This window comes from Sulfuricystis thermophila (assembly GCF_004323595.1).
Taxonomy (GTDB): Bacteria; Pseudomonadota; Gammaproteobacteria; order Burkholderiales; family Rhodocyclaceae; genus Sulfuricystis; species Sulfuricystis thermophila.
In genome coordinates, this window is the sequence record NZ_AP019373.1 from 106,876 (window position 1) to 130,471 (window position 23,596).

The window sequence follows — 23,596 nt, forward strand, 5'->3', positions numbered from 1 at the left end:
TTCGGCCCAGCAGACCATCGCGGCACTGAACCGCGCCAAGGATCTGGCCTTCACCTCATTGGTCAAGCTCGACCACGTGATCTACATGCAGCGCGGCTATGCCGCGATCGAGAAGAGTGGCACAGGTGAAGAAGCCCAGGCCGTCTCGGTCGACCACCACAACTGCCGGCTCGGCAAGTGGTACGAGGAAGGCCATGGCAAGCAGGCCTTCGCGAGCCTGCCGGCTTATGCGGTGCTCGAAGCGCCGCATCGGCAAGTGCATGCCGGTGTGCGCGGTGCCGTCGACGCCTCACGTCAGGACTGGATGCACGAACCGGCTGCGCTTGCCGCGATCGTCGATCGGATGCGCACGGCCGAGGCCGGCAGCCGCGAGGTGATCCGCCTGATCGGCGAAATGATGGCGCAGAAATATCCGCCGGCGTCCAGGGCCTGATGAGTCAGCATGACGGGCGACCGGTTCCGTCCGAGCCCGATCATTCGGTCGCGGTGAGATGACACGCAAGGTAATCGCCAGAAAAAGCCGCCTGCACGGCATGGGCCTGTTCGCCTGCCGAGATCTGAAAGCCGGAGAGCGGCTGATCGAATACAAAGGCAAGCGCTACGGCAAGGGCGAATATCCAGAAATGGGGGACGACGGCATCACCAAGTTTCTCGGCCTGTCCGATGGCACTGGCATCGACGGCACCGGCTGGGCGGCGCTGGCCAATCACAGTTGTGATCCCAACTGCGAGCTGCAGGAAGAACGGGACGCGCGCGGCAAGCTGCACGCCTGGCTGTTCGCGCTGCGCGACATCAAGGCGGGCGAGGAGCTGCTTTGGGACTACCGCCTCGACATCCGCTCGCGCAAGGTGGCCTATACCGACTGGGCCTGTGCCTGCGGCTCAGATAATTGCCGCGGCACGATGGCGGATCCCAAGCGCATCCGCGGGGCCAAGCCGGCCAAGCGCTGAAACGGTCGTTCAGTCGGTTGCGCGACAACCTCCACGTGCAGTGAGTCGAAGTCAGTGCGCTTTGAGCATGCGCTCTACGTAACGGGCGATCAGGTCGACTTCGAGATTCACCTTCGCACCCGGATGGAGGCGCTTCAGCGTCGTCACGGCGACGGTGTGCGGGATCAGGTTGATCGAGAACGTGCGTCCTTTCACCTGGTTGGTGGTCAGTGAAACACCATCGACGGTGATCGAGCCTTTGCGCGCGATGTATTTCGCCAGCGCTTTCGGTGCCTTGATTTCCAGCAGATGCGACTCGCCGACCGGCTCGAATCGCGTCACCTCACCGACGCCATCGACATGACCGGAGACGAGATGGCCGCCGATGAAGTCATTGAGCCGCATCGCCTTTTCCAGATTGACCTCGCCGCCGAGCGTATCGAGGCCGACGGTGCAGGACAGCGTCTCCTGCGAGACCTCGACCTGATAGGCATTTTTCTTCTTGGCAATCACGGTCAGGCAGACACCCGAATGGGCGATCGAGTCGCCGATGGCGACATCCTTGAGGTTCAGGCCGGGGGCTTCGATGGTCAGGCGCAAGCCCGTTTCGAGCGGTTCGATGTGAGTGATCTTGCCGGTGGCGGCGACGATGCCGGTGAACATGGGGTTCCCCTTTTTCAGTGGCGCAAGGCCTGGTCGAGCGTTTGCAGAAATGCTGCCGCGGGCTGGTAACCGACGACCCGCAAGCCGGCGATTTCCTGACCGTTCTTGAAAAACACGGTGCCCGGCGGGCCGAAGAGGTCGAAGCGCTTCATGAGCGCCTTGTCGTCCGCATCATTGGCGGTGACATCGGCCTTGAGCAGCACGAATTCCCTCATCTTCGCGGCAACCTGCGGGTCGGCGAAGGTGAATTTCTCCATCTCCTTGCAGGAGACACACCAGTCGGCGTAGAAGTCGAGCAGCACGGGTTTGCTCGCGGCGGCCACACGCGCGTCGAGCTCGGCGCTGGTCTTCACCCTTTCGAAAGTCGGCGCTGGCGAGACGGCACCCATGGTCTGGGCACTGGAAACCCGCAGGAAGCCGAGCGGCTGCAGCGGATCACGGCTGCCGCCCAACAGGCCGAGCAGCAACGCCGCGCCATAGAGCAACATGCCGATGCCGATGCCTTTCCAGAACCGGTGCCAGCCGCCGGCATGGGGCGGCAGTGGGTCAAGCGCATGGAGGTAGATGGCCGGCACGATCAAGAGTAGCGCCCAGCCGAGCATCACCGCCCACGCCGGCAACACCGGCGCGACGAGCCACAGCGCGGTGGCGAGCAGCACGACGCCGAAGAACTTTCGCACGCCCTCCATCCAGCCGCCGGGTTTGGGCAGCAGTGAGCGGGAAAACACGCCGACGGCGATGAGGGGTGCGCCCATGCCGAGCGCCATCGCGAACAACGCCGCACCGCCGAGCACGGCATCCTTCGTCTGCGCGATGTAGAGCAGCGCGCCGGCCAAGGGCGCGGCGACGCAGGGGCCGACGATCAGCGCCGAGAGCGCGCCCATGAGGGCGATGGCCGGCAGCGAGCCGCCCTGACGGTTGGCCCGGTCCGACAGCTTCGATTGCAATGCGGCAGGTAGCTGCAGTTCATAGAAACCGAACATCGACAGCGCCAGGGCGACGAAGACCAACGCGAAGGCGGACAGCACCCAGGCGTTCTGCAGCGCATTCGAGAGCAGCGTGCCTGAGAAACCGGCCGCGACGCCAACCGCCGCGTAGGTCACCGCCATGCCGAGCACATAGGCGAGCGAGAGCGCGAAGGCGCGCGCATGGGTGACGGCGTGGCCATGATTGACGATGATGCCGGAGAGGATCGGGATCATCGGGAACACGCAGGGGGTGAGCGCCAGCAGTAGCCCGAAGCCGAAGAAGCTGGCGATGGCGACCCAGAAGCCGGCGTTCTTCAACAACCCGGCGATGCGGCCGGATTCGTCAGCGGCAGCATCGAAAGTCGGCGCTGGCGGGACGGCACCCGCAGCCGGAACGGCAGGCGCCGCGGCGCTCATCGCCGTCAGCGTGACTTTCGCCTGCTGGGTCATCGGCGGGTAGCAGATGCCTTCGTCCCAGCAGCCTTGTGAGTCGGCGCGCAAAGTGATCGTGCCGCTGCCTTCGACGACGGGGATGCGGATCGTCAGCGTGCCGCGGTAGGTCTCCACCTTGCCGAAGAAATCGTCTTCCTTTTCCTTGCCCTTGGGGATTTCGGGGTCGCCGAGCTTCGCGCCGTCGGCGCGGAAGGCGAGTTTGTGGCGGTAGAGATAGTAGTCGGGCGCGATGTCCCAGCGCGCCTCGATGGTCTTTTCATCCAGCGCGCGGGCCGAGAATTTGTAGGCTACTTCCGGATCGAGCGGTTCGGCGGCCTGGGCAAGCCCGGCGAGGAGGAATGCCCACAAGGCGAAGAGGCGGATCAGCATGTCGTGGATTCCGTGGTTTCCGAGGCGACCCAGGCGAGATACTCCGGCAGGCCGTGAGCGATTGGGACAGCGATGATCTCGGGAAGTTCATAGGGATGGCGCGCACGGATCGCGGCTTCCAGCGCCGCATAGCGCGCCGCGCTGGTCTTGATCAGCACCGGCACTTCCTCGGCGTTTTCCGTCTTGCCCTGCCAGCGATAGACCGAGCGGCAGGGCGCGAGGATGTTGACGCAGGCGGCGAGCCGCGCCTCGATCAGCGCGCCGGCCAGCGCATGGGCGCTGTAGCTGTCGGGCAGGTTGGTGATGACCAAGAGGGCGGGAGAGATGTCAGCCATCCTGTTATTCTAGCGGGCATGGAACTCACCCCCAGCCAGATCGTCGAGTTTCTCGACCGCCACGTCGTCGGCCAGGAGGAGGCCAAGCGCCAGCTCGCCGTCGCCGTGCATACCCATTACCGCAAACTGGGACTGGCCAGAGACCAGGGCCTCGAGCTCGTCAAGAGCAATGTGCTATTGGTCGGCCCCACCGGCACCGGCAAGACGCTGTTGTGCGAGACGCTGTCGAAAGTGCTCGCCGTGCCCTTCGTCACTGCCAACGCCACCTCACTGGCGCAGAGCGAATACGTCAATGAGGAGATCGAGGCGATCCTCACGCGCCTGATCGACAAGGCCGGCGGCGAGCTCGCCCGCGCCCAGCGCGGCATCGTCTTCATCGACGAAATAGATAAACTGAAGGCGCCCGCCGAAGCCGGCGGCGCGAGGACCCCGGCCGGCGAGCGGGTGCAGCATGCGCTGTTGAAGATCATGGAAGGTGCCCCGGTGAAACTCAAGGCCGGCGGCCATTTCGACACCACCGAGACGCTGTTCATCTGCGGCGGTGCTTTCAGTGGCATCGACGAAATCCTCGCCCAGACGCACACCTTCGGCTTCATCGCCACCGGCGAGGACGACAATCAGAAGATCCTCGACCGCCTCAACGCGCGCATCAAGCCGACCGACCTGTTCCGCTATGGACTGATCCCCGAGTTCGCCGGCCGGCTGCCGATCGTCGCACGCCTCAAGCCGCTCAGCCGCGAGATGATGGTGCGCATCATGACCGAGCCGCAGAACGCGCTCTACAAGCAGTTTCGCGCCATCTTCGCCGCCGATGGCGTCGAGCTGACGATTGCGCCGCCGGTGTTCGAGCAGATCGCCGATCTGGCGATGGAATACAAGGCCGGCGCACGCTCCTTACGCGGCATCTTCGAGGAGATGCTGATGCCGGCGCTCTACCTCGTGCCCGACCACCCCGAGGTGAAGCGGGTCGTGTTCACTTCGCTGTTCGACGAGCCGCGCTATCTGGGGAGTGGATCAAGCTAGCGCCGCGGCGACGATCTGCTGCGCCTCGGCGACGATCCGTTGCAGATGCTCAGCAGAGACGAAACTCTCGGCGTAGAGCTTGTAGATGTCCTCGGTGCCGGAGGGGCGCGCGGCGAACCAGCCGTTGGCCGTCGTGACTTTCAGGCCGCCGATCGGCGCATCGTTGCCGGGCGCGCGAGTGAGCTTGGCGCCAATCGGCTCGCCGGCGAGCGTCGTCGCCGTCACACGCTCAGGCGTGAGGTTCTTGAAGGCGGCCTTCTGTTCCGGCGTGATGGGTGTATCGATGCGCAGATAATGCGGCGCGCCATATTGCGCAGCGAGCTTTTCGTAATGACGGCCGGGATCGGCGCCGGTGACGGCGGTGATCTCCGCCGCGAGCAGGCCCAAGAGGATGCCGTCCTTGTCGGTGCTCCAGGCCGTGCCGTCCTTTTTCAGGAAGCTCGCGCCGGCGCTCTCCTCACCGCCGAAGAGGATCGTGCCGTCATGCAGCCCCTGCGCGAACCACTTGAAGCCGACCGGCACTTCGAGCAGCCGGCGGCCGCGGCCCTTCACCACACGGTCGATCATGCTGGAGGAGACCAGCGTCTTGCCGATCGCGGCGATCTGCGACCACAGCGGGCGGTGGCCGAGCAGGTAGTCGATCGCCACCGCGAGATAGTGATTCGGATTCATGAGGCCGCTTGATGGCGTGACGATGCCGTGGCGGTCGACGTCGGCGTCATTTCCCCAGGCGATGTCGAAGTGGTCTTTGAGGCCGACGAGGCTGGCCATCGCGTAGGGACTCGAGCAGTCCATGCGGATCTTGCCGTCGTGGTCGAGCGGCATGAAGCCGAAGGTCGGGTCGACGTCCGGATTGACCACCGTGATGTCGAGGCCGTAATGCGCGGCGATCTGCGGCCAGTAATGGACGGCAGCCCCCCCCATCGGATCGACGCCGATCTTGAGATTCGCCTGGCGGATCGCCTCCATGTCGATCGCCTCGCCGAGCGCGGCGATGTAGGGGGTCATCAGGTCGTCGGCACGGACATTCGGCGCCGCCAGCGCCTCGGCGTAAGAGTGTCGTTTCACGCCGCGATTGCCGTCGGCCATCAAGGCATTGGCGCGCTGCTCGATCCAGCCGGTGACATCGGTGTCGGCCGGCCCGCCATGCGGCGGGTTGTACTTGATGCCGCCATCCTGGGGCGGATTGTGCGACGGGGTGATGACGATGCCATCGGCAGTGCCGTCCCGCGAACGCAGACTTTCATCGTCATTGTGGGCGAGGATCGCGCGCGAGATCGCCGGTGTCGGGGTGAAGCCGCCGCCTTGCTGGAAATGCACCTCGACACCGTTGGCGGCCAGTACCTCGATGACGTTCTGCTGCGCCGGCGCGGAGAGCGCATGGGTGTCCATGCCGAGGAACAGCGGCCCCGTGATGCCGGCCTCCCGACGGTATTCGGCGACGGCCTGACTGATGGCGAGTATGTGCGCCTCGTTGAAGCTGCCATTGAGTGCGCTGCCGCGATGGCCGCTGGTGCCAAATGCCACGGGCTGCGTCGCCGGCCAGCGATAGGCGGCGAGCAACGCGGAAACGTCGATCAGGCTGTCGGCGGGAGCGGGTTTGCCGGCGAGCGGGTGGGGCATGGTGTCTATCCTCCGTGTTTGGAGGACATTGTAGTCATTCAGCACGCCGACCAGTTACCGCTCGGATGCTATGTTTTTCGCCAGGTTTCCAGCCGGGACCACTCATCTCGGACGCCTGCTGTTTGCGCAAGGGGGCCGATGTCTTTTTAGCACTGGGAAATCACATGCGGTTGGCTCGAGCTGAAAAAGGTCGCCAGGACGTCGCTCTACTTGCACCGACTCTGGCTCAGCCAGTGATGTAACGGACCAGTTGCTCGATCTCGAATGTCTGCTCATCGATGATGCTTTTCACCAGATCGCCGATCGAGACGATGGCGATGACCTTCTGCTCGTGGTCGAGCACCGGCACATGGCGAATGCGTTTCTCGGTCATCAGGGCCATGACCTCGTCGAGCGTGTATTCCGGCGTGACATAGCACACCTTGCCCATCGGCAGATCGCCAATCCGGGTATTGATCGGATCCAGGCCTTTCAGCACCACATTGCGAATGTAGTCGCGCTCGGTGAAGATGCCGATCAATTTGTCGTCGTCCATCACCACGACGGAACCAATGTTGTGGTCATTCATGGTGTTGAGCGCCTGAATGACGGTGGCGTCGGGTGTGACGCTCACCAGCAATCGGGATGGATTGCTGTGCAAAAGCTGCTTGACCGATTTCATTGGTGTCCCCCCTGAATGCCTTCCATCCGTTTCCTGGAGTAGCGGCCGATGGCGCACTATGGCCCATCTGCCACCTCAACTCTTCTGTAAATAGAACTCGTAAGTGCCTGTGGCAATTTCTCGCGTATCGAGCAGCTTGATCGACGTTTCCCGTCCCCAGAGGGGAATCTCGTCGCGCGCAGCAGTGCAGTCCGTGACGAGCTGCAGGATTTCGCCGCTCTTCATGCCTTGCAACAGTTTCTTGGCCTCAAGGATCGGGCCGGGGCAGGAGATGCCACGCATGTCCAGTGTCGCGTGTGGAGTGAGTTTCTTGTCCTCTTTGCCGGCTTTGCGTAACAGATAGGCAACACCGCCGCCCTGCGGCGTGGCCGAAACCAGCACATTGCCGGAATGTGTGCACCAGGTCAGCAGGTCGTCATGCACGCCCGTACAGTCCGAGATGAGACAAAGCGTCTGCCCTGGCTTGAGATCATCGAGTATTTTCTTTGCACCAAGTAACGGTGCTGGGCATGTCATGCCCGAATAATCAATAACCACATCCGCTTTGATTGTCATGGTCGTTCCTTCATAAACGCGATAGATAGCCCTATGTCACTTATTGATAGCATAGGTCATCTCCTTCGTCCAGAAGAAGGGCTGCTTCTCCCGGCTGGATCAGATGTGGATCGCCTGCCCCAGTGCGCGCAGGGCCGTTTCCTGCACCGCTTCGCCGAGCGTCGGATGGGCATGGATCGTGCCGGCGACGTCTTCGAGGCAGGCGCCCATTTCCAGCGATTGCGAGAATGCCGTCGCAAGTTCGGCCACTCCGCGCCCGACGGCCTGCCAGCCGAGGATCAGATGGTTGTCGCGGCGCGCGACGACGCGCACAAAGCCGGTCGATGCATCGATCGTCAGCGCACGGCCGTTGGCGGCGAAGGGGAAGTGCGCGTGGAGCGCGTCGATGCCGGCCGCTTCCGCTTCATGGGGCGAGAGGCCGACGACGACGATCTCCGGATCGGTATAGCAGACGGCGGGGATTGCCGCCGGCACGAACTCGCGCCGGCGGCCGGCGATGATCTCGGCGACCATTTCGCCCTGCGCCATCGCGCGATGCGCGAGCATCGGCTCGCCGGTCAGATCGCCGATGGCCCAGACGTTGCGCATCGAGGTGCGGCATTGGCGGTCGATTTTCACGGCATTGCCGTTCATCGCCAGGCCGAGCGATTCCAGTCCCCATCCTTCGATACGTGGCTTTCTGCCGATCGCGACCAGCACGCGGTCGGCGGGCAGCTCGCGCTCCTCGCCGGCGAGATTGCGCAGGCGCACCGCGGTGCCGGCGGCATTCAGGCCGCGCACCGCGCAGCCGGTATGGACCTCGACGCCCAACTGACGCAGCGAGGCCGCGACCGGTCTGGTGAGTTCTTCGTCATAGGCGGGCAGGATGCGCGGCTGCGCCTCGACGATGGCGACCTCGACGCCGAGCTTGCGATAGACGATGCCGAGCTCGAGACCGATGTAGCCGGCGCCGACGACGACCAGCCGTTGCGGCAGGGTTTGCGGCGAGAGCGCCTCGGTCGAGGAGATCACGTTGCCGCCGAACGGCAGTCCCGGCAGCGCGGTGGCGACCGAGCCGCTGGCGAGCAGCAGATGCTCGCCAGCGATGCGCCACGGCTCACCGCCGTCGGCGGGACGCACCTCGACGGTCTTGCCATCGACGATGCGCGCGAAGCCTCTGACGACGCGTGCACCGGCTTTCTTGAGCAGTGTGGCGACGCCGCCGGTGAGCTTTTTCACGACGCCGTCTTTCCACTGGACGGCCCGGGCGACGTCGATGGCGGCCGATTGCACCTGGATGCCCAGCGGCGAATCGCCGGCGAAATGGCGCGCCCGGTGGAACTCGTCGGCGACGTGGATCAACGCCTTCGAGGGAATGCAGCCGACGTTGAGACAGGTGCCGCCAAGGGATTCGCCTTCGACCAGCACGGTGGGAATGCCCAGTTGCGCGGCGCGGATCGCGGCGACATAGCCGCCGGGGCCGCCGCCGACGACGAGCAGGGTAGTGGTTTCAGTCAACATGATGGATGCCTCATTCGACGAGAAGCGTCGCGGGGGATTCGAGGTAGCCGCGCACGCACTGGATGAAGCGTGCCGCATCCATGCCGTCGACGACGCGGTGGTCGAAGGATGAGGAGAGATTCATCATCTGGCGGGCGACGATCTGGCCATTCTTGATCACCGGCCGTTCGACCATGCGGTTGACACCGACGATCGCCACCTCGGGGTAATTGATCACCGGTGTCGAGACGATGCCGCCCAGCGCGCCGAGACTGGTGATCGTGATCGTCGAGCCGGACAGTTCCTCGCGGGTGGCATTGCCGCTGCGCGCGGCCTCCGCCAGGCGTGCAATCTCGCTCGCCATCTGCCACAGATCGAGCGTCTCGGCATGGCGCATCACCGGCACCATCAGCCCACCGTCGGTCTGCGTGGCGATGCCCAGATGCACCGCGCCGTAACGTGTCACGACATCGGCCTCGTCGTCATAGCGCGCATTGACCTGCGGAAACGCGCGCACCGCCAGCACGATCGCGCGAATCAGCAGAGGCAGCAGCGTGAGCTTGCCGCGCGTTTCTGCATACTTGGCATTCAGCTGCTGGCGCAGTGCTTCGCAGTCGGTGATGTCGATTTCCTCGACATAGGCGAAGTGCGGGATGTGGCGCTTCGCTTCCTGCATCTTCTGCGCGATCTTGCGGCGCAGTCCGATGACCGGGATCGCTTCTTCCCACTCGATCCGCGCGCGCTGCGGGGCTGGCGTGGCGACGCCCTGCCGGCCGGCAATGAAGGCATCGACATCCTCGCGCAGGATGCGCCCGGCCGGGCCGCTGCCGGAAACGAAGCGCAGATCGATGCCGCGGTCCCATGCATAACGGCGCACCGCAGGCGAAGCGAGCGGCTTCTCACCCGGCTGTCGTGCCGGTGCGGGCGGTGGTACGTGCCGTGCCGCCAGCGCCGACTTTTGCGCGACTGCGGCCGGTGCGGCGGGTTCGGCGGCGACAGGCTTGGAGGGCGGGGGCGCGGCGGACGCGGTTTGGGATGCCGGCTGCGGCAGGGCGGCGCTTTCCTTGACATTACCTGCGCCGGCCACTTCGAGACGGATCAGTTCAGCGCCCACCTGCATGATGTCGCCCGCCTTGCCGCCGAGCGCGATGACCTTGCCCGCCACCGGCGACGGGATTTCGACGGTGGCCTTGTCGGTCATCACGTCGGCGAGCGGCTGGTCCTCGACCACCGTGTCGCCGACCTTGACGTTCCACGCCGCGAGTTCGACTTCGGCGATGCCTTCGCCGATGTCCGGCATCTTGATCACATAGATTCCCATGTCATTGGCCCTCCAGCGCGCGCTTGAAGCCCTCGGCCACCCGCTGCGGGCCGGGGAAATAAGCCCATTCCTGCGCGTGCGGGTAGGGCGTGTCCCAGCCGGTGACGCGCTCGATCGGCGCTTCGAGATGCCAGAAGCAATGCTCCTGCACCAGCGCGACGAGTTCGGCGCCGAAGCCGCTGGTGCGCGTCGCCTCATGGACGACGACGCAGCGGCCGGTCTTCTTCACCGAGGCGACGATGGTGTCGAGATCGAGCGGCCAAAGGCTGCGCAGGTCGATGATCTCGGCATCGATGCCGGACTCGTTGGCCGCGCATTCGGCGACATGCACCATCGTGCCGTAGGTCAGCACCGTCAGCTGCGTGCCGGGGCGATGGACGGCGGCGGAGTCGAGCGGCACCGTGTAGTAGCCCTCCGGCACCTCGCCTTTCGGATGTTTCGACCAGGGCGTGACCGGCCGCTCGTGGTGGCCGTCGAACGGGCCGTTGTAGAGGCGTTTCGGCTCGAGGAAGATCACCGGGTCGTTGCACTCGATCGCGGCGATCAGCAGACCCTTGGCGTCGTAGGGGTTCGAGGGCATCACCGTGCGCAGGCCGCAGACATGGGTGAAGAAGGCTTCCGGGCTCTGGCTGTGCGTCTGCCCGCCGTAGATGCCACCGCCGCAGGGCATGCGGATGGTGAGCGGCGCGATGAACTCGCCGGCCGAGCGGTAACGCAGCCGCGCCACCTCCGAGACGATCTGGTCGGTGGCCGGATAGAAATAGTCGGCGAACTGGATCTCGACCACCGGCCGCAGGCCGTAGGCGGCCATGCCGACCGCCGTGCCGACGATGCCGCTCTCCGAGATCGGTGCATCGAACACGCGCGACTTGCCGTATTTTTGCTGCAGGCCCTCGGTGCAGCGGAACACACCGCCGAAGTAGCCGACATCCTCGCCGTAGATCACGACATTGTCATCACGGGCGAGCATCACGTCCATCGCCGAGCGCAGGGCCTGGATCATCGACATCGTCGCCATCTCAGACCCCCAGTTCCTGACGCTGGCGCACGAGATGCGCGGGCATCGTCTCATAGACATCCGTGAACATGTCGGCGGCGCTATGCACATGGCCATCGGCGAGCGTGCCGTAGCTTTCCGCCTCCTTCTGCGCGGCGGCGATCTCGGCCTCGAGTTCCTGCGTCAGCGCCGCATGCCGTTCTTCTGACCACTCGCCGAGCTTGATCAGATGCCGTTTCAGGCGCTCGACCGGATCGCCGAGCGGGAAATGCTGCCAGTCATCGGCCGGCCGGTATTTGGTCGGATCGTCCGAGGTCGAATGCGCACCGGCGCGGTAGGTGACCCACTCGATCAGCGTCGGGCCGAAATTGTTGCGCGCGCGTTCGGCCGCCCAGCGCGAGGCGGCATAGACGGCGAGGAAGTCGTTGCCATCGACTCTGAGCGAGGCGATGCCGGCGCCGATGCCGCGTGCCGCGAAGGTGGTGCCCTCGCCGCCGGCGATGGCTTCGAAGGTCGAGATCGCCCACTGGTTATTGACGACGTTGAGGATCACCGGCGCGCGATAGACGTGCGCAAAGATCAACGCGGCATGGAAGTCGGACTCGGCCGTCGAACCGTCGCCGATCCAGCCCGAGGCGATCTTCGTGTCGCCCTTGATCGCCGAGGCCATCGCCCAGCCGACCGCCTGCGGATACTGGGTGGCGAGATTGCCCGAGATGCTGAAGAAGCCGTACTTGCGGAACGAGTAGAGCACCGGCAGCTGGCGGCCCTTCATCGGGTCGCGCTCGTTCGAAAACAGCTGGCACATGATATCGACGAGCGGCGCCCCGCGCGCCATCAAGAGGCCCTGCTGGCGGTAGGTCGGGAAGGTCATGTCGTCGGGTTCGAGCGCCAGCGCATGGGCCACCGCGATGGCTTCCTCGCCGAGGCATTGCATGTAGAACGAAAGTTTCTTCTGCCGCTGGGCGATCAGCATGCGCGCGTCGAAGATGCGCGTCTTCAGCATCGTCGCGAGGCCGAAGCGCAGCTCGTCCGGGGTCAGTTCCGGCACCCAGGGACCAATGGCATTGCCCTCGTCGTCGAGCACGCGCACCAGCGCGAAAGCGAGGTCGCTGGTGTCGTAAGGCTGGGTGTCGATCGGCGGGCGGCGTACGCTGCCTGCCGGGGAGACGTGCAAGTATGAAAAATCGGTATGGCGGCCCGGTCGTCCGGTGGGCTCGGGCACATAAAGCCGTAGCGGCGTGCTCATGGTGGTCACTCCTCGCTCGATCGTGTCTTGCGTCTTGGTCATTACACGGCACAGGGCGGGTAAGCCCCTGCCGACCGGTTGTCGCAGTGCGAAAGGGGTCGCCTTTCAGACCGCAGGCGTGAAGTATCGCGCGCGGGCCCGTCCCGTGCAACAGGATTATTTGAGGATTATTTGAGGAAGCGGTGCCGGGCGAGCACGACCGCAAGCCAGAAGGCGGCGCAGGTGACGGTGCTCAACACCACGACGTTGAGCACTGGATGCGCAGGGAGTTGGCCGAAGATCAATGGCCGGATCAACGCGACCGAGTGCGACAGCGGCAGCCAAGCGGCGATGGCCTGCACGAAGGCTGGCAACTGATCGACTGGAAAAAAAACGCCGCAGACCAGCACCATCGGCGTGATGAACAGCGTGAAGTAATACATGAAGAAATCGAAGGACGGCGAGATCGCCGTGATGATCAGACCGAGCGCGGCGAAGGTGAGGCCGGTGAGGAAGATCGCCGGCAGCGCCCACAGCGCGAGCGGCCCGGCGACATAGCCGAGCGCCCAGATCACCGCGAGGATTGCCGCGCCGGAAAGACTCGCCTTCGCCGCGGCCCACAGGCATTCGCCGGCGAGCACGTCGTCGAGCAGGAGAGGCGCATTCATGATCGCTTCCCAGGTGCGCTGCACGTTCATGCGCGAAAACGCCGAGTAAAGCGCTTCGAAGGAGGCGGCGTTCATCGTCGAGGCGCACACCGTGCCAGCGGCGAGGAAGGCGATGTAGGGCATGCCCTCGATCGGCGGCAACAGGCCGCCGAGGCCGTAGCCGAGGCCGAACAGATAGATCATCGGATCGGCGAGATTGCCGAGCAGCGAAGGCAGGGCGAGCTTCCTCCACACCAGCAGATTACGGCGGAATACCGCGATCGCACGCCAGGAAAGTGTTGGGAAACGGCTGTCCATCAATCCCTCAGTTCGTGGCCGGTGAGCTTGAGGAACACGTCTTCCAGATTCGCCGGCCGCAGCGGATCCGGCGAGACCGGCACATGCGCCGCGATCAGCGCGCGTGGAGAACCTTCGGCGATGCGGCGTCCGTGGTCCATGATCAGCAGCCGGTCGCAAAGGCGCTCGGCCTCCTCCATGAAGTGCGTGGTGAGCAGGATCGTCTTGCCTTGGGCGAGCAGCTCGCGCAATCGTTCCCAGATCAGGTGGCGCGCCTGGGGGTCCAGACCGGTGGTCGGCTCGTCGAGCACCAGCAGCTCGGGGTCGTTGATCAGCGCCCGGGCGAGGGTGAGGCGGCGCTTCATGCCTCCCGAGAGCGTGCGGATGTTGCCGCGTTCCTTGCCGGCCAGACCGGCGAATTCGAGCAGCGCGGGAATGCGCACCTTCAGCACGCCATCGGGCAGGCCGAAATAGCGGCCGTAGACGAGCAGGTTCTCGGCGAGGCTGAAATCCGGATCGAGATTGTCGAACTGCGGCACCACGCCGATGCGCATCCGCGCCTCGCGGCCATGCGGCGGCACCGGCAGGCCGAGCACGGTGATCCGGCCGCCGTCGGGCGCGGTGAGACCCAGGCAGCAGCGCAGCGTGGTGGTCTTGCCGGCGCCGTTGGGGCCGAGCAGGCCGAAGCATTCGCCCCGGGCAACCGAGAACGACAGGCCGTCGACCGCCGGCTGGCCATCGTAGCGTTTGACGAGCCGGTCGACGACGAGAGGCGGGGCGGCGCTGGGCATCGGATCGGATAACATCGCAGGCATGGAATACGCCATTTTGCCCGTAACGCCCTTCGAACAGAACTGCAGCCTGCTCTGGGAGCCGGAATCGCGCCGCGCGGCGGTGGTCGATCCCGGTGGCGACGTGGAAGAGATTCTCGCGGCGATCGCTGCGCGCGGGCTGCGGGTCGAGAAAATCCTGCTCACCCACGGCCACATCGACCATGTCGGCGGCACGGCGGCACTGGCACGGCGGCTTTCCGTGCCGGTCGAGGGGCCACAGCGCGAGGATGCGTTCTGGCTCAATGCGCTTCCCGAACAGTGCCGCATGTTCGGCTTTCCCGACACGGCAGCGCTCAAGCCCGACCGCTGGCTGGAGGAGGGCGATACGGTGACGGTGGGCGACGAGACGCTGGAAGTCCTCCACACCCCCGGTCACACGCCGGGGCATGTCTGCTTCATCCACCGGCCGTCACGACTGGCGATCGTCGGCGATGTCTTGTTCGCCGGCTCGATCGGCCGCACGGATTTCCCGCGCGGCGACCATGCGGCGCTGATCCGTTCGATCCGCGCCAAGCTGTTTCCGCTCGGCGACGATTACGTCTTCATCCCCGGCCACGGCCCACTGTCCACTTTCGGCGCCGAACGGCGCGGTAATCCATTCGTCGCCGACTGAGAAACCCCTGCGAAACTGGCTGTGCGGGCGGTCTGCTGCGTTGCGCGGTGTTGGCTCCGGCCGCTTCGCTTAACATCGGCTGCGCCGATGTTAGCCTGCGCCGAAACTTCGTTTTGGCTTCGCCAAACTTCGTTTTCGCTCCCTCGCCTACCTACCCGGTATGTCTCGGTCGCTGCGCTCCGTGCGCCGAGCTATCATCCCGCTCGCGGCGTTTCGCAGGGGTTTCGGCGGGTTATTTTTTCAGCGCGTCGCGGATTTCGCGCAGCAGGACGATGTCTTCCGGCGTCGGTGGCGGTGCGGCCGGTGCGGCGGCTTCCTCGCGTTTCAGGCGGTTGATCTGCTTGACCATCACGAAAATGATGAAGGCGAGGATCAGGAAGTTGAGCAGCACGGTGAGGAAGCTGCCATAGGCGAACACCGGCACACCGGCCTTCTTGACCTCGGCGAGGGTCATCGCGACGCCGGGGGGCACTTCCTTGAGAGGGATGAAGTAGTTGCTGAAATCCAGTCCGCCGACGATTCGGCCGACGAGCGGCATGATCAGATCACCGACCACCGAATCGACGATCTTGCCGAAAGCGCCGCCGATGATCACGCCGATGGCCAGATCCATCACGTTGCCCTTGATGGCGAATTCGCGGAACTCCTTGAGAAAGCCGCCCATGTTTTTTCTCCTGACCGATGACGGAAGAATGCACTATATAGCAATCAGACATGTTTCCGAAGAACGGCAAAACGATTATCATCATTCCATGCCTCTCGATCCCATCAGCGCCGCGATCGTCGGTTCCCTCATCGGCTCGGCCGTCGAGTCGGCCCTGACGCCTGCTGCACCCCAACCGGTTACGGGAATGGTGCGCCATTTGCCCGTCGAGGCGAAACGGGGCGTGATGAGTGCGCCCGTCAACGGCCAGGTGCAGATCGACGGCCAGACTTATCTGCTTTCGCCTGGCGTCGTGATCCGCAATGAATACAACATGACGATCCTGCCGCCGCTGATGCCCGCCCGCGCCCTGGTGCGTTACCAGACGGATGCGATGGGCGCGGTGTATCGGGTCTGGATTCTTTCTGCAGCCGAGGCGCAACTGGCCGAAGCACAGAAGTGAAAGTCGGCGCTGGCAACACGGCACGACGCTCAGTGAAAACCAAGAGCCTTTCCGTCGAACTGCAACCGGTCGACAACGTCCGGCTGGCGAATCTCTGCGGCGCGCTCGACGAGAATCTGCGCCAGATCGAGCAAGCCTTCGATGTCGTGCTGACGCGCCGCGGCGAACATTGCCGGATCAGCGGCGAACCGGACCAGGCGCGGCTGGCAGCGACCGCGCTGCGGCATTTCTATGCGCAGGCGGCCACACCGCTGTCGGTCGACGACATCCAGTTGGGGCTGATCGAGCTGAGGAACCGCGGCGAGATTCCTGCGCCTGCCGCCGGCCTGCTCACCCGCAAGGCCGATCTGCACGGCCGCACGCCGCATCAGGTCGAGTATCTGAAGGCCATCCAGGAGCACGACATCACCTTCGGCATCGGCCCGGCCGGCACCGGCAAGACCTATCTCGCCGTCGCCAGTGCCGTCGATGCCTTCGAACGCGAGCAGGTGCAGCGCATCGTGCTCACCCGCCCGGCCGTCGAGGCCGGCGAGCGGCTCGGCTTTCTGCCCGGCGATCTGGCGCAGAAGGTCGATCCCTATCTGCGGCCGCTCTACGATGCGCTCTATGACCTGATGGGCTTCGACAAGGTGATGCGCCTGTTCGAGAAGCAGGCCATCGAGGTCGCGCCCCTGGCCTACATGCGCGGGCGCACGTTGAACCATGCCTTCATCATTCTCGACGAGGCGCAGAACACCACCCCCGAGCAGATGAAGATGTTCCTGACGCGCATCGGCATCGGCACCAAGGCGGTGATCACCGGCGACGTGACACAGATGGACCTGCCCAAGGGGCAGAAATCCGGGCTCATCGAGGCGCGGCGCATCCTCGCCCAGGTGCGCGGGCTGGCCTTCACCGAATTCGACGCCGCCGACGTGGTGCGCCATCCGCTGGTTGCGCGCATCGTTGCCGCCTATGAGCAGGAAAACGCCTGAACTGCATCTCGCGGTGCAATACGCCGTCGCTGGCGCTGATCTGCCAGACCGTGCGCAGCTGCGTCGCTGGGTGCGCGCGGCGCAGGAGAAGCCCGTCACCGTCACGGTGCGCTTCGTCGATGCGGATGAAGGCCGCGCACTCAACCGCGCCTATCGCGGCAAGGATCATGCGACGAACGTGCTCTCCTTCGTCTATGAGGACGAGCCGGTGGTCGGCGATCTGGTCATCTGCCTGCCGGTGGTGCGGCGCGAGGCGGTCGAGCAGGGCAAGGCCTTGCGCGCGCATCTGGCGCACATGGTGGTGCATGGTATGCTTCATCTGCAAGGATACGACCACGAGACGAACGAAGCCGATGCTGCGCGGATGGAAGCGCGCGAGCGAACCATCCTGGCCCGTTTCCGCATCCCCGATCCTTACGCTTAACGCGCATGGCGGCAATCGGCACCCGCAGAGGATGAAATACCCATGCGCAAAAATAGACGCCCGCCCTCCCCCAGCCCCTCCCTCGCGGGAGGGGAGACTATCAGCGCGGCTTGCGCCGCGAAGGTAGGCTGCCGTCGTGGAAACGATCGTTTCGTTGCCTCACTTTTCACCTTGTAATGCACTTAAACCATGGACCCTTCCCGAAGTCGCCCGTCATTGCTGGAACGTCTCTCGCTGCTACTGCTCGGCGAGCCCGAAGACCGCGAACAACTGCTGCAGCTGTTGCGCAAGGCGCACGACCGCAACCTGATGGATGCCGATGCGCTCTCCATCATCGAAGGCGCCCTGGCGGTCTCCGAAATGCAGGTGCGCGACATCATGGTGCCGCGCGCGCAGATGGATGTCGTCTCGATCCACGATCCGCTCGAGAAGATCGTCGATTTCGCGCTCGATACCGCCCACTCGCGCTTTCCGGCGATCGGCGAGAGCAAGGACGACGTGATCGGCATCCTGCTCGCCAAAGACCTGCTGCGGCCGTTCGCCGGCCGCGAGTTCGACCTGCGCGACAGCCTGCGGCCGGCGGTGTTCATTCCCGAATCGAAGCGCTTGAATGTCCTGCTACGCGAATTCCGCGCCTCGCGCAATCACATGGCGATCGTCGTCGATGAATACGGCGGTGTCGCCGGGCTCGTCACCATCGAGGACGTGCTCGAGCAGATCGTCGGCGACATCGAGGACGAATACGACTTCGACGAATCGGTGGGCAACATCGTGCTCGACAACGCGGGCCGTTACCGCGTCAAGGCGATCACCGAGATCGCCGACTTCAACGCCGCCTTCGGCACACATTTCTCGGACGAGGAGTTCGATACGGTCGGCGGGCTGGTGATCAAGGCGCTCGGCCGCCTGCCGAAGCGCAATGAGGTCGTTGTCATCGATGGCCTGCGCTTCCAGGTGCTGCGTGCCGACAGCCGGCGCGTGCACACGCTGCTGGTCGATCCGCAAAAGCGGCTGCCCATCGATTCCGCTTCATGAGGCAGGCATTGTTCGCCGCGGGCCTGGGCGCGGCGACGGTCCTCGGCTTCGCACCCTTCGAGCTCTTCGCGCTGCCGGTCTTCACCCTCGCGCTGTTGTTCCGCCTCTGGCAGCGCGCGCCCTCCGCTCGCGCTGCCGCCGGTTTGGGATTTGCCTGGGGCCTGGGCTTCTTCCTCACCGGTGTCTCGTGGGTTTATGTCAGCCTGCATGACGTCGGCGGCATGGCCGCGCCGCTCGCCGTCGTCGCAACACTGCTGTTTTGCGCCTATCTCGCGCTGTTTCCCGCGCTCGCCGCCTATCTCGCCTGCCGTCTCGCCAGCGCCGACTTTGTCCGGCAGTCACTGCTGTTGGCCGGGCTGTGGACGCTGACCGAGTGGCTGCGCGGCTGGCTGTTCACCGGCTTTCCGTGGCTGGCGATCGGCTATTCGGCCACCCCGCCGAATCCGCTCGCCGGCTTCGCGCCGGTGCTGGGCATCCACGGCATGAATTTCCTCGTCGCGCTCGTCGCCGCGCTATTCGCCCATGGCACGGCGAGCAGGTCGCGCACGGCGGGTGTGCTCGCCACGGTCGGGTTGATCGTGGGCAGCGGCCTGCTCTTGCGCGGCATGGACTGGACGCAGCCCACCGGCGCGCCGCTGAAAGTCGCGCTTCTCCAAGGCAACATTCCGCAGAGTCTCAAGTGGCGGCCGGAAAATCTGCAGCGGTCGATCGACAGCTATCTCGATTTGGCGCGACAGCATCCCGCGGCCCTCACCGTGTTGCCGGAAACTTCGATTCCGCTGTTCTTCGACGCACTGCCGCGTGAAATTCGGCAAGGACTCGCTCAGCACGGCGACGTGCTCTTGGGGATCGCGATCCGCCACCGCGAGGGCGGCTATGTGAATGGCGCGGTGGCGCTCGGCCAAGCGGGGGCGCAAAGCTATGCCAAGCGGCATCTGGTGCCGTTCGGCGAATACATCCCGCCGGGATTTGCCTGGTTCTTCGATCTGGTGAGCATCCCGATGGCGGATTTCTCGGCCGGCCCGCCGCGCCAGGAACCGCTTGACCTTGCCGGGCAGAAGATCGCGCCGAACATCTGTTACGAAGACCTGTTCGGCAACGAGATACGCGCCGCGCTGCCCGCGGCGACATTACTGGTGAATCTCTCGAACACCGCCTGGTTCGGCAACTCGCTTGCCCAGCCGCAGCATTTGCAGATTTCCCGCCTGCGCGCCCTCGAGACCGGACGCATGATGCTGCGCGCGACGAACACCGGGATGACGGCGGCGATCGCGCCCGATGGCCGCGTGCTCGCCGCCCTGCCGCCCTTCACGCGCGGGGCGCTGATCGTCGAGGCACAAGGTTTTGCGGGCATCACGCCTTATCTGCGCTGGGGCGATGGCCTGGCTTTGCTGCTCGCGATTGGCGCCATTTTGCCAGGGTGCTTCGCGGCTTACCGGAAGCGGCGCAGCCGCTAAAATCCGGCTTTCGGCGAGAAAATCATGAAACCCACCTTCCAAGAAATCATCCTGCGCCTGCAAAGCTTCTGGGATCGGCAGGGCTGCGCGCTCTTGCAACCCTACGACATGGAAGTCGGCGCCGGCACTTCGCATACCGCCACCTTCTTGCGCGCGCTCGGCCCCGAGCCGTGGAAGGCCGCCTATGTGCAGCCTTCGCGGCGACCGAAGGACGGCCGCTATGGCGAGAACCCGAACCGTCTGCAGCACTACTACCAATATCAGGTGGTGCTAAAGCCCGCGCCCGAGGACATCCTCGATCTCTATCTCGGCTCACTCGAAGCCTTGGGCTTCGATCTCAAGCAAAACGACGTGCGCTTCGTCGAAGACGACTGGGAAAATCCGACGCTCGGTGCCTGGGGCTTGGGCTGGGAAGTGTGGATGAACGGCATGGAGATCACGCAATTCACCTACTTCCAGCAGGTCGGCGGTATCGATTGCAAGCCGATCACCGGCGAGATCACCTATGGTCTGGAGCGCCTGGCGATGTATCTGCAGGGGGTCGAGAACGTCTTCGACCTCGTCTATGCACCGGGCATCAGCTACGGCGATGTGTTCCACCAGAACGAGGTCGAGCAGTCGGCCTACAACTTCGAGCACAGCGATGTCGAATTCCTGCTCACCGCCTTCGGCGCACACGAAAAACAGGCGCAATACCTGATGGAGCAGCAGCTCGCGCTGCCGGCTTATGAGCAGGTCTTGAAGGCCGCCCACACCTTCAACCTGCTCGATGCGCGCGGTGCGATTTCGGTGACCGAGCGCGCCGCCTACATCGGCCGCATCCGCACGCTCGCCAGAAGCGTGGCGCAAAGCTATCTCGAATCGCGCGCCCGGCTCGGCTTCCCGATGGCGCCGCAGGAACATGCCGCCGAAGTGCTGGCGAAACTGAACGAGAAGAAGGCAGCCTGACCATGACGACGAAAAATTTGCTCGTGGAACTGTTCGTCGAGGAGCTGCCGCCGAAGGCGCTCAAGAAACTGGGTGAGGCCTTCGCCGCGACACTCGCTGAAAAGCTCAAGGCCGCCGGCCTCGTCGATGAGACGGCCGTCACCGCCTACGCCTCGCCCCGGCGTCTCGCCGTGCATCTGGCCAACGTGCTGGCCAAGGCAGCCGATAGGCCCATGCAGCAGAAGCTGATGCCGGTCGCCGTCGGACTCGATGCCCACGGCAATCCTACGCCGGCGCTGCTCAAGAAACTCGCCGCGCTCGGGAAAGATGCCTCGGTCGTGCCGAGCCTCAAACGGCAGATGGACGGCAAGGCCGAGGCGCTGTTCCTCGACAGCGTCGTGCCCGGCATGACCCTGCAAGAGGGCTTGCAGGCCGCGCTGGAAGCCACGCTCGCCAGCTTGCCGATCCCGAAGGTGATGAGCTATCAACTGCAGGACGGTTGGACCACCGTGCATTTCGTGCGCCCTGCGCACCGCCTCGTCGCGCTTCATGGCGCCGAGGTGGTGCCGGTCTCGATCCTGGGGCTGACGGCCGGCCGCGAGACCCAGGGCCACCGCTTCGAAGCCAGCGCCCATCCGCTGGTGATCCGCGAGGCCGACAGCTACGCAGAGCAGATGGAAGCAGAGGGCGCGGTGATTCCGGGCTTTGCCGCGCGCCGCGCCGAGATCGAACGGCAGCTCAAAGAGGCTGCGCTCAGGGAAGGCCTGCAGCCGATCGCGGACGAGGCACTGCTCGACGAGGTCACCGCCTTGGTCGAACGGCCGAACGTGCTTCTCTGCCAGTTCGAAAAAGAGTTTCTCGACGTGCCGCAGGAATGCCTGATCCTGACGATGAAGGCGAACCAGAAGTATTTTCCGCTGCTCGATGCCACCGGCAAACTCACCAACAAGTTCCTCGTCGTCAGCAACATCCGGCCCACTGACCCCTCGGCGGTGATCGGCGGCAACGAGCGCGTGGTGCGTCCGCGGCTGGCGGACGCGAAGTTCTTCTTCGACCAGGACCGCAGGAAATCGCTGCTGGACCGCATTCCGGGCCTGGCGAAAGTGGTCTATCACAACAAGCTCGGCAGCCAGGGCGAGCGCGTCGAGCGTGTCGCACGGCTGGCGCGCATGATCGGCGAGCGGCTCGGCAGCGCAGAGCTCGCCCATGCCGCGGACCGCGCCGCGCTGCTGGCCAAGGCCGACCTGCTGACCGACATGGTCGGCGAGTTCCCCGAGCTGCAGGGCATCATGGGCCGCTATTACGCACTGCATGACAATGAACCCGTCGAGATCGCCGACGCGATCGAGGATCACTACAAGCCGCGCTTCGCTGGGGATGATCTGCCGCGCGGCGACGTCGGCCTCTGTGTTGCGCTCGCCGACAAGCTGGAGACGCTGGCCGGACTGTTCGGTATCGGCCAGTCGCCTTCCGGCGACAAGGATCCCTTCGCGCTCCGCCGTCACGCGCTGGGCGTGCTGCGCATGCTGATCGAGAAAGAGCTCGCGCTGCCGCTCGATGACCTGATCGAAGCGGCCTTCGCCGTGTTTCCTGCCGGAATGCTGCGCGATGCGCGGCACGAGCTCGAGAGCTTCGTGTTCGAGCGCCTGGCAGGGATGCTGCGCGAGCAGGGCTACACGGCCCAGGAAGTGGATGCAGTGTTGTCGTTGCGCCCGGTGCGCATCGATCAGGTGCCGAAGCGGCTCGCCGCGGTGCGCGCCTTCGCCCGGCTGCCGGAAGCGGAAAGCCTCGCCGCCGCCAACAAGCGGGTCGGCAACATCCTCAAGAAGGCGGAAGGCGTGGTGGCACCGACGGTCGATCCGACGCTCTTCAGCGAGGAGGCCGAGCGTGCTCTCCATGCGCAGCTGACTGCGATCAAGCCGGAAGCCGACGCGCTCTTCGAGCTGGGCGACTACACCGCATCGCTGGCAAGGCTCGCCGCGCTCAAAGTCTCGGTGGACGCGTTCTTCGACGACGTGATGGTGAATGTCGAGGATGCGGCGCTGCGCGCCAACCGGCTGGGCTTGCTGGCGATCCTGCATCAGGCGATGAACCGCATCGCCGATCTCTCGCGCCTCTCCGCTTGATCGCCGCCCATGCCCGCGACGAAGCTGATCATCCTCGACCGTGACGGTGTCATCAACCAGGACTCCGAGCTCTACATCAAGTCGCCCGAGGAGTGGATCCCCATCCCCGGCAGTCTCGAAGCGATCGCGCGGCTCAACCAGTGGGGGTTTCGCGTCGTCGTAAGCACCAATCAGTCCGGCATCGGCCGCGGTCTCTTCGACATGGATACGCTGAACGCGATCCATGACAAGATGATCAAGGCAGTCGCCCACGCCGGCGGCGCGATCGATGCGATCTTCTTCTGCCCCCACACCAACGCCGACAATTGCGCATGCCGCAAGCCCAAGCCCGGCATGCTGAAGGAGATCGCCGCGCGCTACAACGTCAGTCTCGCCGGCGTGCCGGTGGTCGGCGATTCCTTGCGTGATCTCGAATCGGCGGTGGCGGTGGGCGCGCAGCCGATCCTGGTGCTGACCGGCAAGGGCAGGAAAACCGAGAAAGATGCTGCACTGCCAAGCCACACGTTGGTCTTCCCCGACCTGGCGACCGCCGTGCAGAAACTCACGGCGTAGA

General features: G+C 64.8%; 25 protein-coding genes. 12 read left to right on the plus strand and 13 right to left on the minus strand.

Features of this window, described 5'->3' with window-relative positions; all coding sequences use genetic code 11:
- Nucleotides 1-85 precede the first annotated feature (85 nt).
- On the plus strand, nucleotides 86-433 hold the full coding sequence (locus M52SOB_RS14085; protein ID WP_431306343.1) for a CZB domain-containing protein: 348 nt from the start codon (nucleotides 86-88) through the stop codon (nucleotides 431-433).
- 58 nt (nucleotides 434-491) lie between these two features.
- Nucleotides 492-950, plus strand: a complete 459-nt coding sequence (locus M52SOB_RS00630) for an SET domain-containing protein (protein WP_131109896.1) — start codon at nucleotides 492-494, stop codon at nucleotides 948-950.
- 51 nt (nucleotides 951-1,001) lie between these two features.
- Here the strand turns inward: M52SOB_RS00630 and M52SOB_RS00635 are convergent, their stop codons facing one another.
- Genes M52SOB_RS00635 through cutA form a run of 3 tightly spaced genes read right to left on the minus strand, consistent with a single transcriptional unit; the run spans nucleotide 1,002 to nucleotide 3,717 of the window.
- Nucleotides 1,002-1,592, minus strand: a complete 591-nt coding sequence (locus M52SOB_RS00635; RefSeq protein WP_131109898.1) for a riboflavin synthase — start codon at nucleotides 1,590-1,592, stop codon at nucleotides 1,002-1,004.
- Between the two features lie 14 nt (nucleotides 1,593-1,606).
- Nucleotides 1,607-3,382: a protein-disulfide reductase DsbD gene (dsbD, locus tag M52SOB_RS00640; protein ID WP_172601707.1), complete on the minus strand. Its 1,776-nt coding sequence runs from the start codon at nucleotides 3,380-3,382 to the stop codon at nucleotides 1,607-1,609.
- Nucleotides 3,376-3,717, minus strand: a complete 342-nt coding sequence (gene cutA / locus M52SOB_RS00645; RefSeq protein ID WP_131109902.1) for a divalent-cation tolerance protein CutA — start codon at nucleotides 3,715-3,717, stop codon at nucleotides 3,376-3,378. Before cutA ends, dsbD begins: the two co-directional genes overlap by 7 nt.
- A gap of 18 nt (nucleotides 3,718-3,735) precedes the next feature.
- On the opposite strand from cutA, the gene M52SOB_RS00650 reads away from it, so the two are divergent.
- Nucleotides 3,736-4,740, plus strand: a complete 1,005-nt coding sequence (locus M52SOB_RS00650; protein ID WP_284155131.1) for an AAA family ATPase — start codon at nucleotides 3,736-3,738, stop codon at nucleotides 4,738-4,740.
- On the opposite strand, the gene pgm is transcribed toward M52SOB_RS00650, so the two are convergent.
- From pgm to M52SOB_RS00695, 9 genes are all read right to left on the minus strand, one after another.
- The gene (pgm, locus tag M52SOB_RS00655; RefSeq protein ID WP_131109906.1) at nucleotides 4,732-6,363 is read right to left on the minus strand and encodes a phosphoglucomutase (alpha-D-glucose-1,6-bisphosphate-dependent); all 1,632 of its coding nucleotides are present in this window, start codon (nucleotides 6,361-6,363) and stop codon (nucleotides 4,732-4,734) included. The genes M52SOB_RS00650 and pgm overlap by 9 nt on opposite strands.
- A gap of 226 nt (nucleotides 6,364-6,589) precedes the next feature.
- Complete coding sequence (locus M52SOB_RS00660) at nucleotides 6,590-7,024, minus strand: CBS domain-containing protein (protein ID WP_131109908.1); 435 nt, start codon at nucleotides 7,022-7,024, stop codon at nucleotides 6,590-6,592.
- 75 nt (nucleotides 7,025-7,099) lie between these two features.
- A complete protein-coding gene (locus M52SOB_RS00665; protein WP_131109910.1) occupies nucleotides 7,100-7,579 on the minus strand; it encodes a sulfurtransferase TusA family protein in 480 nt (159 codons plus the stop codon).
- 99 nt (nucleotides 7,580-7,678) lie between these two features.
- Nucleotides 7,679-9,079 (minus strand): dihydrolipoyl dehydrogenase, encoded by a 1,401-nt coding sequence (gene lpdA / locus M52SOB_RS00670; protein ID WP_131109912.1) that lies wholly within the window; start codon nucleotides 9,077-9,079, stop codon nucleotides 7,679-7,681.
- A 10-nt stretch (nucleotides 9,080-9,089) separates the two neighbouring features.
- Nucleotides 9,090-10,379, minus strand: coding sequence for a dihydrolipoamide acetyltransferase family protein (locus tag M52SOB_RS00675; protein ID WP_131109914.1), 1,290 nt, complete (start codon nucleotides 10,377-10,379; stop codon nucleotides 9,090-9,092).
- Nucleotide 10,380: 1 nt separating this feature from the next.
- Nucleotides 10,381-11,388 (minus strand): alpha-ketoacid dehydrogenase subunit beta, encoded by a 1,008-nt coding sequence (locus M52SOB_RS00680; protein ID WP_131109917.1) that lies wholly within the window; start codon nucleotides 11,386-11,388, stop codon nucleotides 10,381-10,383.
- A gap of 10 nt (nucleotides 11,389-11,398) precedes the next feature.
- A complete protein-coding gene (locus M52SOB_RS00685) occupies nucleotides 11,399-12,625 on the minus strand; it encodes a 3-methyl-2-oxobutanoate dehydrogenase (2-methylpropanoyl-transferring) subunit alpha (protein WP_131109919.1) in 1,227 nt (408 codons plus the stop codon).
- Between the two features lie 167 nt (nucleotides 12,626-12,792).
- Entirely contained in the window at nucleotides 12,793-13,569 is a 777-nt protein-coding gene (locus M52SOB_RS00690) for an ABC transporter permease (protein WP_131109921.1), read from the minus strand.
- Nucleotides 13,569-14,363: an ATP-binding cassette domain-containing protein gene (locus M52SOB_RS00695; protein ID WP_172601709.1), complete on the minus strand. Its 795-nt coding sequence runs from the start codon at nucleotides 14,361-14,363 to the stop codon at nucleotides 13,569-13,571. Before M52SOB_RS00695 ends, M52SOB_RS00690 begins: the two co-directional genes overlap by 1 nt.
- Between M52SOB_RS00695 and M52SOB_RS00700 the strand changes: the two genes are divergently transcribed.
- A complete protein-coding gene (locus M52SOB_RS00700) occupies nucleotides 14,362-14,994 on the plus strand; it encodes an MBL fold metallo-hydrolase (protein WP_131109923.1) in 633 nt (210 codons plus the stop codon). The two genes, M52SOB_RS00695 and M52SOB_RS00700, sit on opposite strands and share 2 nt — an antisense overlap.
- Before the next feature lie 232 nt (nucleotides 14,995-15,226).
- Here M52SOB_RS00700 and mscL read toward each other — a convergent pair whose 3' ends face one another.
- A complete protein-coding gene (mscL, locus tag M52SOB_RS00705; protein WP_131109925.1) occupies nucleotides 15,227-15,658 on the minus strand; it encodes a large conductance mechanosensitive channel protein MscL in 432 nt (143 codons plus the stop codon).
- Nucleotides 15,659-15,746: 88 nt separating this feature from the next.
- On the opposite strand from mscL, the gene M52SOB_RS00710 reads away from it, so the two are divergent.
- The 8 genes from M52SOB_RS00710 to gmhB all read left to right on the plus strand — a co-directional run bounded on the left by M52SOB_RS00710 (nucleotide 15,747) and on the right by gmhB (nucleotide 23,595).
- Nucleotides 15,747-16,100, plus strand: coding sequence for a hypothetical protein (locus M52SOB_RS00710; RefSeq protein ID WP_131109927.1), 354 nt, complete (start codon nucleotides 15,747-15,749; stop codon nucleotides 16,098-16,100).
- A gap of 32 nt (nucleotides 16,101-16,132) precedes the next feature.
- On the plus strand, nucleotides 16,133-17,074 hold the full coding sequence (locus M52SOB_RS00715; RefSeq protein ID WP_131112369.1) for a PhoH family protein: 942 nt from the start codon (nucleotides 16,133-16,135) through the stop codon (nucleotides 17,072-17,074).
- Nucleotides 17,055-17,498: an rRNA maturation RNase YbeY gene (gene ybeY / locus M52SOB_RS00720; protein ID WP_131109929.1), complete on the plus strand. Its 444-nt coding sequence runs from the start codon at nucleotides 17,055-17,057 to the stop codon at nucleotides 17,496-17,498. Before M52SOB_RS00715 ends, ybeY begins: the two co-directional genes overlap by 20 nt.
- 189 nt (nucleotides 17,499-17,687) lie before the next feature.
- A complete protein-coding gene (locus M52SOB_RS00725; RefSeq protein ID WP_131109931.1) occupies nucleotides 17,688-18,533 on the plus strand; it encodes a CorC family transporter in 846 nt (281 codons plus the stop codon).
- Nucleotides 18,530-19,990 carry an apolipoprotein N-acyltransferase gene (gene lnt, locus M52SOB_RS00730; RefSeq protein ID WP_131109933.1) on the plus strand — a complete coding sequence of 487 codons (1,461 nt, stop codon included), beginning with the start codon at nucleotides 18,530-18,532 and terminating at the stop codon, nucleotides 19,988-19,990. The genes M52SOB_RS00725 and lnt overlap by 4 nt, the downstream gene beginning before the upstream one ends.
- A 24-nt stretch (nucleotides 19,991-20,014) precedes the next feature.
- Nucleotides 20,015-20,938, plus strand: coding sequence for a glycine--tRNA ligase subunit alpha (gene glyQ, locus M52SOB_RS00735; protein WP_131109936.1), 924 nt, complete (start codon nucleotides 20,015-20,017; stop codon nucleotides 20,936-20,938).
- 2 nt (nucleotides 20,939-20,940) lie between these two features.
- Complete coding sequence (gene glyS, locus M52SOB_RS00740) at nucleotides 20,941-23,043, plus strand: glycine--tRNA ligase subunit beta (protein ID WP_131109938.1); 2,103 nt, start codon at nucleotides 20,941-20,943, stop codon at nucleotides 23,041-23,043.
- 9 nt (nucleotides 23,044-23,052) lie between these two features.
- Entirely contained in the window at nucleotides 23,053-23,595 is a 543-nt protein-coding gene (gene gmhB / locus M52SOB_RS00745; RefSeq protein ID WP_131109940.1) for a D-glycero-beta-D-manno-heptose 1,7-bisphosphate 7-phosphatase, read from the plus strand.
- Nucleotide 23,596: the final 1 nt, after the last annotated feature.